The organism is Oceanisphaera sediminis, assembly GCF_039539745.1.
GTDB classification, from domain to species: domain Bacteria; phylum Pseudomonadota; class Gammaproteobacteria; order Enterobacterales; family Aeromonadaceae; genus Oceanimonas; species Oceanimonas sediminis.
Genome location: NZ_BAABDS010000014.1, coordinates 25,076 through 38,753, shown reverse-complemented (window position 1 = coordinate 38,753; position 13,678 = coordinate 25,076). Strand labels below are relative to the sequence as shown.

Here is a 13,678-nt window from a genome sequence, read left to right as displayed (position 1 = left end):
GCTTAAGTTTTTTATCAACGAGCATGCAGATATATGGTTTAATGCCAGCCATAACGCCTCGGGCGCCGCGAGTAAAAGCGCCCGGCAGCCGGGCTGGAGAGGGCAGGGTAGGAGCGAACAGCACCGGGCATCGGTGATGGTCGGCCCATACCGCTGGCCCAACCTGACCAGACTGCATGATAACGATGCAATTGTTTTGCAATAACCAGGCAGCGTCAACGCTGCAATAACGATGCAATAACGCTAAGGATTTCCATGAGTTGGCTTGAGAAAATTCTTCCCAAGAATAAGAACATCGGTGTTCGTCGTCATAACATTCCGGAAGGGGTCTGGACCAAGTGCGCCAATTGCGAGCAGGTATTGTACCGTGCCGAATTGGATCGCAATCTGGAAGTCTGTCCCAAGTGCGATCATCACATGCGCATTGGCAGCCGGGCACGACTGGACAAGTTTCTCGATCAGGATGGCCGGGTCGAGCTGGGTGCCGAACTCGAGCCTCAGGATGTGCTCAAGTTCAAGGACTCCAAGAAATACAAGGACAGGATCAGCGCCGCCCAGAAAAGCAGCAATGAAACCGACGCCATGGTGGTGATGACCGGTACCCTCAAGGGTCTGCCGTTAGCTGCCTGTGCCTTCGAATTCTCCTTTATGGGGGGGTCCATGGCCTCGGTGGTGGGTGCACGCTTTATCAAGGCGGTCGATGCCTGTATCGCGGAAAACCGGGCCCTGGTGTGTTTCTCCGCCTCCGGTGGCGCGCGCATGCAGGAAGCCCTGTTCTCGCTGATGCAGATGGCCAAGACCAGTGCCGCGCTCAATCGTTTGTCACAGGCCGGTCTGCCGTATATTTCGGTGCTGACCGATCCGACCATGGGTGGCGTATCCGCCAGTCTGGCGATGCTGGGTGACGTGAACGTCGGTGAGCCCAAGGCCCTGATCGGCTTTGCCGGTCCGCGCGTGATTGAACAGACAGTACGGGAAAAACTGCCCGAAGGTTTCCAGCGCAGCGAATTCCTGCTGGAGCATGGTGCCATCGACATGATCGTCGACCGTCGTGAAATGCGCGACAAACTGGCCGGCCTCATCGGCAAGCTGATGAATCAGGAGCCGGCAGCGGTCTGATGAGCAGCCTCGTCGACTCTCGCAACCGCTCGCTGGCCGATTGGCTGGCGGTACTGGAAGGCCTCAACATGGCGCATATCGAGCTGGGACTGGAGCGCATGGCGCTGGTCGCCGGCCGTTTGGGTCTGCTCAGTTTGCCAGGCCATGTGATCACCGTGGGCGGCACCAACGGCAAGGGCACCACCTGTGCCCTGCTTGAGGCCATGCTGCGCGCCGGTGGCCACAGCGTGGGGGTCTATTCGTCTCCCCATCTGGTCGATTATCGCGAACGGGTGCGCATCAATGGCGAAAGCCCGGCGGCAGACGTTTTTTGTGCCGCCTTTGCCGCGGTAGAAACGGCGCGGGCCGAGGTGGCGCTGACCTACTTCGAATTCACCACCCTGGCGGCGCTGTGGCTGTTTCGCGATGCGGCGCCCGAGGTGGTCTTGCTGGAAGTGGGGCTGGGCGGGCGGCTGGACGCCACCAACGTGGTGGCCTCGGATCAAACCGTGGTCACCACGGTGGCACTCGACCATACCGACTGGCTGGGCGCTGACCGGGAAACCATCGGCTTCGAAAAAGCCGGTATTTTCCGCGCCGGCAAGCCGGCGGTGTGCGGCGATGCCGAGCCACCGGCCAGTCTGCTGGCCCATGCCGAACAGCTGGGTACCCCGCTGTGCTGTACCGGACGGGACTATCGGTGGCAGGCACTGGATGACCAGTGGCAGTTTCAGGGGGCGGGCCTGAGCCTGAACGCCCTGCCGTTGCCGAGCTTGCCGCTGATGAACGCGGCCACGGCCCTGGCCACCCTGGCGTTGTCGCCTTTTACTCTCGATGTCGAGGCGATAAAGACCGGGTTGACCCAGGCCCGCCTGAGTGGTCGGCTGCAGCAGTTGACCCCAAGGCTGTGGATAGACGTTGCCCATAACCCGGAGTCGGCCGGCTACCTGGCCAGCCGGCTACCGGGCATCAAGGGCAGCCGCCGCTGCCGGGCGGTGGTCGGCATGCTCAAGGACAAGGACATTGCCGCCAGCCTGGCGCCGCTTCGTGAGCTGGTTGATGACTGGTATCTTGCCAGCCTCGGCGGCCCGCGTGGCGCCAGTGCCAATGAGCTGGCCGAGTGGCAAGCGGGTCGCTGTTTCGACTCGGTCACGTCGGCATTGACGGCGGCAGAAGCGGAAGGCGGCGAACAGGACATCATCATCGTGTTCGGCTCCTTCTTTACCGTCGCCGAGGTATTGGCGAGCAGAACATCACCAACGGCATAACTGGCAGTAACCGAGGAAGGGCGCTTTGGCGACACAATTTCAGCATCGATTAGTGGGAACCGTCATTCTGGTGGCGTTGGGCGTTATTTTTTTGCCCGACCTGCTGGATGGCAAGCAGCAGCTGGCCGTTGATGAGGCCGTCACCATACCGCTGCGCCCGGAACTCGAACCGGCTCGCCCGGTAGTGACGGCGCCGCCAGCGGTTGCCGAGCCGCCTGCAGCCGAGGCCAAGCCTGAGGTCTGGACCATGGAACAGGCCAAAGAGGCGCCGCCGGTGGCACCCCAACCTGCTGCTAAACCCGAGCCGAAGCCGGCACCAAGGCCCGAGCCGAAACCCGAACCGGCTCCCAGGCCGGCGCCGGTGGTGAAACCCGCCCCGGTCGTGCAGCCTGCACCTGTGATCAAACAGATAGCGCCGCAGCAGGGGGAGTATATCGTTCAGCTGGGGGCGTTTCGTAATGCCGACAACGTCAATGCTCTGGTCAAAAAACTGCGAGCATCCGGTTACCGGGCTCAAACCACCCCGGCGGTTCCCCGTCAGGGTGAGCTGAACCGGGTCTGGGTGGGACCGGACAGTAAAGCTCGACTGGAGCAGCAACTGGCGCCATTGGAGCGGCTCACCGGCCTCAAGGGCAGTGTACGGTCCCGGTAGTGCGCTAATACGATTGCGATACCAAAAAGCCCCGTTCAGCAATTCGCTTAACGGGGCTTTTTATTGCGATATGATCGAAGGCGGTCACTTGCGTAGGGTCGAATGAATTCGACCCTACGACGGCAGGCTTGCGCCACATAAATGGGCGTCCACAACGCCGCCTCACGCCATTACACCGCCGGGATCTGCTGGGTAATGCAGTGAATATTGCCACCGCCAAGCAGAATTTCCCGTGCCGGTATGCCGACGACGTCCAGCTCGGGGAAAATGGTTTCCAGCATCTGGCGCGCTTCTTCGTCGGTACGCTCGTCCAGCAGCGGAAACACCAGCCGGTTGTTGGTGATCAGAAAGTTGACATAAGAGCCCGCCATCCGCTCACCGGCGATGCGAGGCACGCCAGGGCCGGGGGCGACACCGGCGGCTTCCTGCTTGGTGATGAACAGGGGGCCGGGCTGGGGCAGCTTCCATATTTTCAACGGGCGACCTTTGGCATCCCGGGCCTGACTCAATACCTTGTAGGCCGCCTGTGAGCGGGCATACTGGGGATCATTCCTGTCATCGGTCCAGTGCAGTATCACTTCGCCGGGGCGGGCGAAACAGGCCATGTTGTCGATATGGCCGTTGGTTTCGTCCAGATAAACCCCTTCTGGCAGCCAGATAAAGTGGCTGACGCCCAGATAGTCTCTGAGCTGCTGCTCTATGTCTTCCTGGGTGTAGTCCGGGTTACGGTTGGGGTTGAGCAGGCACTCGGCGGTGGTCAGCAGGGTGCCTTCGCCGTCCACGTGAATGGAGCCACCTTCCAGCACCAGCGGGGCCTTGTGCACCGGCAACTGCTGGTGTGCCAACATGGCCGCCGCCATCGCCTGGTCCTTCTCCCAGGGATAATACAGGCCTTCTTCGTGGCCGCCCCAGGCATTGAATATCCAGTCGATACCGGCGGCCGCGCCGTTACCGTTGATGACCACTGTGGGTCCGGTGTCCCGGGCCCAGGCGTCGTCGCTGTCGATCTCGACCAGGGTGACGGCGGCCGGCATGATCTGGCGGGCCTGGTCCATTTCTTCTGCCGGCACCGCCATATACACCGGCGTGGCGGCGGCAATCGCTTCGGCCAGCCTGGCAAAGGTGGCCTGCGCCGGTTTGCCCTGCTCGCGCCAGTTATCGGGTCGGTGCGGCCAGATCATCCATACCGCCTGCTGGGGAGCCCATTCGGCGGGCATGTGAAAACCCTTCAGTGCATCCATCAGCGGCCTCCCTGCTGCTTGCCGTCAGACGTCAGCAGTGTCTGGTACATGGCCGGACGGCGATCGCGGAACAGGCCCCAGCTGATACGGGTCTTGGCGATGGCGTCCAGATCGAAGCTGTGCACCAGTACGCCTTCGGTGGTCTTGTCCGCCTGCGCCACCAGCTCACCGAATTCATCGGCGATGAAGGAAGAGCCGTAAAAGGTGGTTTCCAGCCCGTCGATGTATTTGCTTTGCTCGGTACCGATACGGTTGGAGGCGATTACCGGCACCAGGTTGGCGGCGGCATGGCCCTGCTGGGTACGGGTCCAGTGCGGCTGGCTGTTGATGCTGGGGTCCTGGGGCTCGGTGCCGATGGCGGTCGGGAAGAACATCAGCTCGGCGCCCATCAATGCCAGGCTGCGGGCGGTTTCCGGGAACCACTGATCCCAGCAGATGGCCACGCCGATTTTGGCATAGCGGGTCTGCCATACCTTGAAACCGGTGTCGCCGGGGGTGAAGAACTGTTTTTCCTGATAGCCGGGGCCGTTGGGAATATGGGTCTTGCGATACAGATCCAGCACGCTGCCGTCGGCGTCGATCACCACCAGCGAGTTGTAATAGGCATTACCCGCTTTCTCGAAGAAGCTCAATGGCAGCACCACGGCCAGCTCTTTGGCCAGCGCCTGAAAATGGCCGATCAGCGGGCTGTTATCCACTTCATGAGCCAGGGCGAAATGCTCCGGGCTCTGATCGATGCAGAAGTAGGGGGCCTCGAACAATTCCTGAATCAGGATGATCTGAGCACCCTTGCCGGCGGCGTCGCGCACCAGTTTCTCGGCACGGCTGATGTTTTCTTCTTTGTTCCAGCTGCAGGCCATCTGGGTGGCGGCTACGGTAACCATTGCCATAATCAACTCCTTACAGATTGTCGGTGAGACGTCGTCAGACTGTCCACGCTCATTCAGATAGTACTTAACGGGTAGCTCCGTTCTTGAGAGGAAGCCAAAGGGTGCTACGCCTCCGACCGTTGGCGCCATGGTCGAAAAAATGCTCCTGCATTTTCGACATTTCCACCATCCATGGCGGTCAGATGGCGCCGTCGAGCCCCCAGGGATGGGTTTACGGCGAGTCGGAGGCGTTGTTCCTTTGGCTGACTGCTCCGGTGCTGTCACCGCCACAATAGGCTAAGTCTTCAGGCTGCAGTGTGCTCCTTGCGTTATCATCCATCAAATGAATAGTATTAATTTAATTATTTATCTGGTGAATAAAGATGAAGCTGCACCAACTCGATCTCAACCTGCTGCTGGCCTTCGATGCCTTGATGACCCAGCGTAACGTCACCCGGGCGGCCCGGCAGTGTTTTATCAGTCAGCCCGCCATGAGTCACGCGCTCAACCGGCTGCGCCAGTTTTTCGAAGATCCGCTGCTGGTGCGCAGCGCCACCGGCATGCAGCCTACCGGGCGGGCTCAGGCCCTGCATCAGACAGTGCGCCAGGCCTTGGAACTGCTGGAGCAGGAGCTGGGACGGGAAGACAGCTTCGTGCCGGCTACTTCCAACCGGCGCTTCGTGATCAGCACCACCGATTATGTGGAGTGCGTGCTGATCCCGCCCTTGATTCGCCGCCTGCAGGCCGAGGCCCCGGGCATACGTATCGAAATCGAGATCTTGCGTGACCGGCTGCCCGAGCAGGCGCTGGCCAACGGCGAGGTGGATCTGGTGCTGGGCTTCGATGAATACATGGAAGTGCCGGGGTCGCTCTGTACCGAAACCTGGCTGACCGAACCGCTGGCGGGGCTGGTGGCGCGGGAGCATCCGGTGGTTGGCAAGCGGCTCACACTGGCGCAACTGACCGAGCTGCCGCATGTGTTTCATTCACCACTGGGCACCCGGGAGTCAATCGTCGACACCTGGCTGGCGAGCCAGGAGCTGAAACGCAGCATTTCGGTTAACAGCCAGAGCTACATGTCGGCGGCGGCCATCGTCAGCCAGAGCGATCACCTGCTGATTTTGCCGCACAAGGTGGCAACCATGCTGGCGGCGGCACTGCCGTTGAAAACGGTGGTGTTACCCGAAGATTTGCCTGCCTATCATCTCAACTGCGTCTGGCACCCGTTGCACGACCGCCAGCCGGCCTTGCAGTGGTTACGGGGGTTGCTGCGATCCTTGATATGAATTGGATATGAGGAGTGATACCAATCCCACTAAACAAATGATTTATTCCATTTTTGTATAAAAGTCGAACAAAGGGCCCGCTCCCCCGACTCGCCGTGAATCCCTCCCTGGAGGCTCAGCCGCGCCATCCGTGGCGCGGCCGGGAAATGCTCCTGCCGTCCAGGCATTCCCGCCGTCCATGGCGGTCAGATGGTCGGCTGAGCAGATCCCTTTGTCCTCCTTGATGCACCGGCGTCGCCTGTTGGCGTTGTCAGCCGATGACTCAGAGGTTAAAAGAGGCGGCAGGGATTGCCTCAGCCGACCGTCAAATACCATGGATGGTATTTGCTGAGCGGCCCATGGATGGGCTAGAAGCGTGTCGGAGGAGGCAACCCTGTTGCCTCTTTGCACGCCATAAGCTGTGAGATCTGGCAGGCAGAAAAATGCCGGGCAGGGCCCGGCACACAGACTTAAAGCTGATCGCTTACAGCTTACAGCTTGATTTAAAGCACCATGGCCGCAACCCAGCCGAAGCCGACCAGCGGCAGGTTGTAGTGCAAAAAGGTCGGTACTACCGAATCCCAGATATGATCGTGCTGACCGTCGGCATTCAGGCCCGAGGTGGGGCCCAGGGTGGAATCCGAGGCGGGAGATCCCGCATCACCCAGGGCACCGGCGGTGCCGATAATGGCCAGGGTTGCCAGCGGCGAAAAGCCCAGCGCAATGCACAGCGGCACATAGATGGGGGCAATAATCGGAATGGTGGAAAACGACGAGCCGATGCCCATGGTGATAAAGAGTCCCACCACCAGCATGGCCAGGGCCGCCAGCGGCTTGTTGTCGCCGAGCATCAGTTCTACGGCCTGTACCAGGCTGCCGATACCGTCGGTGGCCTTCATCACGGCGGCAAAACCGGCGGCGGCAATCATGATAAAGCCGATCAGCGACATCATCTTCACCCCCTGGGTAAAGGCGTCCTGGCTTTCCTTATACTTGATAACGCCGCCCAGGGTGAAAATCACGAAACCGACCATGGCGCCGAGAATGATGGAGTCGCTGTACAGCTGCAGGCTCAGGGCACTCACAATGGCCACCACGGCGATGGCGATGTGGGCAATGTTGACCTGAATATGCTCGGGCTCGACCGCCAGTATCTTGCTTTCATCGTACAGACGCGGCTTGCGATAGCTGATAAACAAGGCCACCAGCAGTCCCAGAAACATGCCGCCGACCGGAATGGCCATGGCGGTGGGCAGCATCGACTTGCTCACGGCCACGCCGTTCTCGATCAGGTTGGCCAGCAATATGTTGTTCAGGAAGATGCCACCAAAACCGACCGGCAGCATCATGTAGGTCGCGGTCAGGCCGAAGGTCAGCACACAGGCTACGGCGCGACGGTCCAGCTTGAGTTTGGCCATCACATGCAGCAGCGGCGGCACCAGAATGGGAATAAAGGCGATATGAATGGGAATCAGGTTCTGGGATGAAATGGCCACCAGCAGCAGGGCGCATAACAGCATCGCCTTGATCCACAGCACGCGGCCGGCGGTGGCGTTCTGGCCCAGGGCCTTGATGACCTTGACCGCCAACAGGTCGGTAATGCCGGAGCGGGCGATGGCCACGGCAAAGGCACCCAGCATGGCATAGCTCAGGGCGATGGTGGCACCACCACCTAGACCATCGGCAAAGATTTTGGCGGCGTCGGTCAGCGACAGGCCACCAACCATGCCACCCACCAGGGCGCTGAGCGCGAGAGAGATCACCACGTTGATGCGTAGCAGGCTAAGGGCCAGCATCAGGCAGACGGCGACAACAACAGGATTCATTACTTATCCTTATGGTATTTTAGGCAGAAGAGAATTAAGGAGGGCTAGTTTGCAAACTCAGCCCGTAATGTCGAGCTTTTTTGTCCATAATCTGCATTCACCGCCGGTGTAACTTTGCGCAACCGGTAATATATCCGGTGTGCTGCCCCTTGGGTTTGCCGAACGGCGCCCATATACTGTGTAGTCGAACGACGTGGTTTCCTGGAAACCCATTAGTGTAATCACCAAGGAGAAAGACATGAGCGTACTGGTAGGCCGTCAGGCCCCCGACTTTACCGCTGCTGCTGTACTGGGTAATGGCGAAATCGTTGATAACTTCAACCTCAAGGAATTCACCAAGGGCAAAGCGGCCGTGGTATTTTTCTACCCGCTGGACTTCACCTTCGTGTGCCCGTCAGAGCTGATCGCCTTCGATCACCGCTTTGAAGAGTTCCAGAAGCGCGGCGTGGAAGTGATTGGCGTGTCCATCGATTCCCAGTTCAGCCACAACGCATGGCGTAATACCGCCGTGGAAAACGGCGGTATCGGCCAGGTTAAATACCCGCTGGTTGCCGACGTCAAGCACGAAATCTGCAAGGCCTACGACGTTGAGCATCCGGAAGCCGGTGTGGCCTTCCGCGGTTCTTTCCTGATCGACGCCAACGGCCTGGTCCGTCACCAGGTGGTTAACGATCTGCCGCTGGGTCGTAACATCGACGAAATGCTGCGCATGGTTGATGCCCTGCAGTTCCACGAAGAGCACGGCGAAGTGTGCCCGGCTCAGTGGGAAAAAGGCAAAAAGGGTATGGAAGCGTCTACCGAAGGCGTAGCCAAGTACCTGACCGAGAACGCCAGCGGCCTGTAAGCCTTTCGCGATTCGAATGAAATAAAAATGCCGGCAATTGCCGGCATTTTTTATGGCTGATGATCGAGTCAGGCGGTGGCAGGCTCGCGCAACAGCGTCAGCAGGCTCTGGGCATGTTCGCTGGCTTCCCGCCCCAAATCGGTCAGGTAGCCGCCGTCCGGCAGGGTGCACAGCCCTTTGTCATGCAGTCGCCTGGCGGCGGCAATCAGTGCCGGCTCGGCGTCGTGATGTACCTTGATGCCTTGCTGAGTGGTATCGAGATTGAAATGCAGCAGTAAATTCAGTTCGTTGAGCAGGTCAGGGTGATAGCGCATATGAATTCCTCGATGAAAAAAGACCTTTAAACGTTAGCCTGTTGCGGCGCTTTTGGTTGCGCGCTGGCTCACAGTTAACGATTTACCCTGACATTTTGTTGCTTGCATCGAGGCGTCGGGTTGCCGATGATGTGCCTTTTTGCCATTTATCGAGAAGGAATTTTGATTTTATGACCGCCATTCGTATCAGCAACGCCGACTTTTTCATCAGCGAGCATCATCGTCTGTCCATCAAGGCGCTTGAGCTGGACGCCGGGCAATGCTGGAGCTTTGTCGGCGCCAATGGCAGCGGCAAAACGGCGCTGGCTCGCGCCCTGGCCGGCGAACTGAAACAGCTGGGCGGCGAGGCCGATAATGGTTTCAAGCGTATCGAGTGGGTGTCGTTCGAGCAGTTGCAGCAACTGGCCGACCGGGAACGGGAAGAAGACGAAAGCGATTTGCTCGACTACGAGGATCAGGGCCACAGCGCTCGGCAGATCATGCTGGAAACCGGCGGTGATGCAAGCCAAATGGCACAGCTTGCCGACCGCTTCGGCATTACCGCCTTGCTCGACCGGGGCTTTCGGTTTCTGTCTACCGGTGAAACCCGCAAGGTACTGTTGTGTCGGGCCCTGTTGCAACAGCCGGAATTACTGGTGCTGGACGAGCCCTTCGATGGCCTGGACGTGGATGCCCATGCGGGCCTGATGAGCCTGTTGCAGGAACTGACGGCGGCGGGGCAGACCCTGGTGCTGATCCTCAACCGCTTCGAGGAAATTCCCGACTTTTCCGACCGGCTTGGTATTCTGGCCGAATGTGAACTGAGCCTGGCCGGCCCGCGCGATGAGGTAGCGGCCTCGGCCGAGTTGTTGCAACTGACGCATCTGGCGGCCATGGAAAACGCCACTGAGGCGTTGCCGCCGGCCGATCCGGATGCACAACGTCGAGAGCTTACCGCCGATACTCCGCGCATCATCATGCGCGATATTAACGTCAGCTATGGTGACAAGCGTATTCTTACCGATCTGAACTGGCAGGTGGATCCGGGCCAGCACTGGCAGATCATAGGCCCCAACGGTGCCGGCAAGTCGACGCTGCTGAGTCTGGTCACCGGCGATCATCCTCAGGGGTACAGCAACGATCTGACCCTGTTCGGCCATCGCCGGGGCAGCGGCGAGAGCATCTGGGACATCAAGCAGCATATCGGCTACGTCAGCACCACCATGCAGCAGGACTACCGGGTAACGGCCACTCCCAAGGCGGTGATCCTGTCCGGCTTTTTCGACTCCATCGGCGTCTATCAACAGCCGGGAGATGCCCAGCTGGCGCTGGTCGACCAATGGCTGAACCTGCTCGGCATGCAGGAGATGGCCAACGAGCCGTTCCGTCACCTGTCTTACGGTCAGCAACGACTGCTGCTGATTGCCCGGGCCATGGTCAAGCATCCGCCCATTCTGATCCTGGATGAACCCTTGCAGGGGCTGGACAGCTTTAATCGTCACTGGGTTAAACGCTGGATCGATCTGCTGGTGGCCGAAGGCGGCACCCAGCTGCTGTTTGTATCGCACCATCAAGCAGATGCGCCGAGTTGCATCAGCCACCGATTGACCTTCGTGGCCGACGGCGAGGAGTATCGGTATATCACTACAGCCGTAAGCCATAAGCCTGTCTCTTAGTCACAAGTTTTTGTTGATCTTAATGAGGCCATCAGGCAAAGCGCACTGCTCAGCCGACACGCCGTAAACCCCTCCCTGGGGGCTCAAACCGCGCCATCCTTGGCGCGGATGGTCGGTTGAGCAGACACCCTTTGCCCTCCCGTCGGCAGCGGTGTGCTCTGTCAGTGGTGCTCACCGACGACTCTGAGCCCGAAAAGAGGCGGCTGGGATAGCCTCAGCCGGCCATCACATGACAGGACGTCATGTGCTGAGCGTCGCAGGGATGCAGTTTAGCGTGTCGGAAGAGGCTACCCAGTTGCCTCTGAGCATATCTTATGGACTGACAGACTTGTGACTAAGAGACAGGCCATAAGCCATAAGCTGTCAGTTAAAAGATAAAAACAGATAAGTGCCAAGCCCAACAGAAAGCAAAGCCGTCTGGCATCGCCGCTGCTACAAAGGGGGGGTCTGTAGCTGATCGCTTACAGCTGACGGCTTCCAGCTTTCTTTCAGGCTTGACCCAAACGCGAGGGCAGGGGAGGATAACGCTACCCTCGTTTGTCGGGACATAAACCGATGCTGAACATGAACTTTTCCCAACCCCTTTCTCTTAACTACGACGTCAGCCGCTGGCAGCCATCGCCGGCCGCCGGGGTATGGCGTTACCCGCTGGAGCGACAGCAGGCCGAAAGCGGTCATGTTACCAGCCTGGTGCGCTTTGAGCCCGGCGCCAGCTTTCCCGAGCATCTGCACCCCATGGGGGAAGAATTCTGGGTACTGGAAGGCACCTTTTCCGATGAAAACGGCGATTATCCCGCCGGCAGCTATGTCCGCCATCCGCCCGGCAGCCGCCACGGCTCCTTCACCCGCGAGGGTTGCGTGATTTTCGTCAAGCTGAATCAGTTTGATGAAGATGATGATACGTGGCTGAAGGTGTTGCCGGAGCAGGGGTTATGGATCACCGGTGGTCAGGGCTATCGCCGGCTGCCGCTGCATCACCATGGTGGTGTACATACCAGCGTGCTGCATTTTCCCGATGGGGGGGCCTTTCCGTCTTGTTGTTATCGACACGGGCTGGAAATTCTTGTCCTGGAAGGAGAGCTGCAGGAAGAAGACATACCTGCCAAACAAGAGCTGGAAGAACAAAAGCAGGTGGGGGAGGCGAGCCGGGGGGCGACGAACTACCCGGGATTAAGCTGGTTGCGCTTTCCTCCCGGTAGCCAGCCCCAGCTGCATGCCGGCCCCGGCACTCGCCTGTGGGTCAGAACTGGGCACCTTGGGGAAAACAGCAACGAGCAATACCAATCTGACTAAACAAATGACCTATTTGGTCGTAGTGTAAACATCGGACAAAGGGCCCGCTCAGCCGACTCGCCGTAAATACCTCCCTGTAGGCTCAGCCGCGCCATCCATGGCGCGGATGGTCGGCTGAGCAGATCCCTTGATTGGTATAAGCTATCCCGACCCGGGTTCGATATGACGGCCTGGGTCGGGAACAGACATGACGGTGGAGAAGGCGGCGGTTATGCGAGAGGAACCGACTCGCTCTGGCCATCGTTTTCGTTATTGTTTTCGCTTTCACTCACGCTGTCGTTATTGCTATCGCTTTCTTGCTCGCTGTCACTGTCGGTGACGATGGGAGCGAGGGGCCAGCCGCCCAGCTCTTTCCAGCGGTTGACGATGCGGCAGAACAGATCGGTGGTTTTCTGGGTGTCATAGAGGGCGCTGTGCGCTTCTTTATTGTCGAAGTCCATACCGGCGGCCTTACAGGCTTTGGCGAGCACCGTTTGTCCTAATGCCAGACCCGCCAGGGTGGCGGTGTCGAAGGTGGCGAAGGGGTGAAAGGGATTACGCTTGATGCCCGCCCGCTCTGCCGCCGCCATCACGAAGCCGTGATCGAAAGAGGCGTTGTGGGCCACGACGATGGCGCGCTGGCACTTGTTGGCCTTGAGCCCTTTACGAATGCCCTTGAAGATTTGCTCCAGCGCTTCCTGTTCGGTTACGGCCCCGCGCAGGGCGCTGAAAGGGTCTATGCCGGTAAAGGCCAGGGCGGCGGGTTCCAGATTGGCGCCTTCAAAGGGGGAGACATGAAAATGAAAGGTCTGATCCGGTACCAGCCAGCCGTTCTTGTCCATCTTCAGGGTAATGGCGGCAATTTCCAGCAAGGCGTCGGTACTGGCATTGAAACCGCCGGTTTCCACGTCGATCACCACCGGATAATAGCCCCGAAAGCGCTCGTTAAGCTGAGTTAAAGCTGCTGTTGCCGTCATTATTGTCCTAATTTACCTGAAAAAACCGGGCCGCCATTATGCCAGAGTCGCCCGACGACGTCGCCTGTCTCGGCCGTTCGGCAGCAGGCGGCCGCCATGGTGGCGTAATATTGTGCAAACAGTTCAATGCAGGCAAAAAAAGATTGCACCCCGGGAGCGGCTTGCCTACTATACGCCCCGCTCGCCAAGGTCGTTAACGAACAGGCAGCATTAAGCAAGCTGGTGAAAGTGACACCAGTCATCAAAAAACACAAAAAATGGTGAGGTGTCCGAGTGGCTGAAGGAGCACGCCTGGAAAGTGTGTATACGGCAACGTATCGAGGGTTCGAATCCCTCCCTCACCGCCATATTGAAACGAAAAAACCCGCTGATTATTCAGCGGGTTTTTTCGTTTTGG

General features: G+C 59.1%; 12 protein-coding genes and 1 tRNA gene. 8 read left to right on the top strand and 5 right to left on the bottom strand.

The annotated features are described in order from the left end of the window. Positions 1-255 precede the first annotated feature (255 nt). From accD to dedD, 3 genes are read left to right on the top strand one after another with little or no spacing between them, the layout of a single operon-like run. On the top strand, positions 256-1,119 hold the full coding sequence (accD, locus tag ABD827_RS05655; RefSeq protein ID WP_344963156.1) for an acetyl-CoA carboxylase, carboxyltransferase subunit beta: 864 nt from the start codon (positions 256-258) through the stop codon (positions 1,117-1,119). Beyond that, on the top strand, positions 1,116-2,366 hold the full coding sequence (gene folC, locus ABD827_RS05650) for a bifunctional tetrahydrofolate synthase/dihydrofolate synthase (protein WP_344963313.1): 1,251 nt from the start codon (positions 1,116-1,118) through the stop codon (positions 2,364-2,366). Before accD ends, folC begins: the two co-directional genes overlap by 4 nt. A gap of 25 nt (positions 2,367-2,391) precedes the next feature. Beyond that, positions 2,392-3,018: a cell division protein DedD gene (gene dedD, locus ABD827_RS05645; protein ID WP_344963154.1), complete on the top strand. Its 627-nt coding sequence runs from the start codon at positions 2,392-2,394 to the stop codon at positions 3,016-3,018. Positions 3,019-3,188: 170 nt separating this feature from the next. On the opposite strand, the gene aguA is transcribed toward dedD, so the two are convergent. Both aguA and aguB read right to left on the bottom strand, forming a co-directional pair. Then, entirely contained in the window at positions 3,189-4,259 is a 1,071-nt protein-coding gene (gene aguA / locus ABD827_RS05640; protein ID WP_344963152.1) for an agmatine deiminase, read from the bottom strand. Beyond that, complete coding sequence (gene aguB, locus ABD827_RS05635; protein ID WP_425567966.1) at positions 4,259-5,149, bottom strand: N-carbamoylputrescine amidase; 891 nt, start codon at positions 5,147-5,149, stop codon at positions 4,259-4,261. The genes aguA and aguB overlap by 1 nt, the downstream gene beginning before the upstream one ends. Positions 5,150-5,511: 362 nt before the next feature. Between aguB and ABD827_RS05630 the strand changes: the two genes are divergently transcribed. Beyond that, the gene (locus ABD827_RS05630; protein WP_344963150.1) at positions 5,512-6,414 is read left to right on the top strand and encodes a LysR family transcriptional regulator; all 903 of its coding nucleotides are present in this window, start codon (positions 5,512-5,514) and stop codon (positions 6,412-6,414) included. A gap of 482 nt (positions 6,415-6,896) precedes the next feature. Here the strand turns inward: ABD827_RS05630 and ABD827_RS05625 are convergent, their stop codons facing one another. After that, positions 6,897-8,219, bottom strand: coding sequence for a Na+/H+ antiporter family protein (locus ABD827_RS05625; protein ID WP_344963148.1), 1,323 nt, complete (start codon positions 8,217-8,219; stop codon positions 6,897-6,899). Between the two features lie 238 nt (positions 8,220-8,457). On the opposite strand from ABD827_RS05625, the gene ABD827_RS05620 reads away from it, so the two are divergent. Further along, positions 8,458-9,063, top strand: coding sequence for a peroxiredoxin C (locus tag ABD827_RS05620; RefSeq protein WP_344963146.1), 606 nt, complete (start codon positions 8,458-8,460; stop codon positions 9,061-9,063). 68 nt (positions 9,064-9,131) lie between these two features. Here ABD827_RS05620 and ABD827_RS05615 read toward each other — a convergent pair whose 3' ends face one another. After that, on the bottom strand, positions 9,132-9,377 hold the full coding sequence (locus tag ABD827_RS05615; RefSeq protein ID WP_298723576.1) for a TIGR02647 family protein: 246 nt from the start codon (positions 9,375-9,377) through the stop codon (positions 9,132-9,134). A 170-nt stretch (positions 9,378-9,547) separates the two neighbouring features. On the opposite strand from ABD827_RS05615, the gene modF reads away from it, so the two are divergent. After that, positions 9,548-11,032, top strand: coding sequence for a molybdate ABC transporter ATP-binding protein ModF (gene modF / locus ABD827_RS05610; RefSeq protein WP_344963143.1), 1,485 nt, complete (start codon positions 9,548-9,550; stop codon positions 11,030-11,032). Positions 11,033-11,596: 564 nt separating this feature from the next. Beyond that, complete coding sequence (locus ABD827_RS05605) at positions 11,597-12,325, top strand: cupin domain-containing protein (RefSeq protein WP_344963141.1); 729 nt, start codon at positions 11,597-11,599, stop codon at positions 12,323-12,325. A 209-nt stretch (positions 12,326-12,534) separates the two neighbouring features. On the opposite strand, the gene rnt is transcribed toward ABD827_RS05605, so the two are convergent. After that, positions 12,535-13,281, bottom strand: a complete 747-nt coding sequence (gene rnt / locus ABD827_RS05600; RefSeq protein WP_344963139.1) for a ribonuclease T — start codon at positions 13,279-13,281, stop codon at positions 12,535-12,537. Between the two features lie 259 nt (positions 13,282-13,540). Between rnt and ABD827_RS05595 the strand changes: the two genes are divergently transcribed. Beyond that, positions 13,541-13,628 (top strand) — tRNA-Ser (locus ABD827_RS05595). Positions 13,629-13,678: the final 50 nt, after the last annotated feature.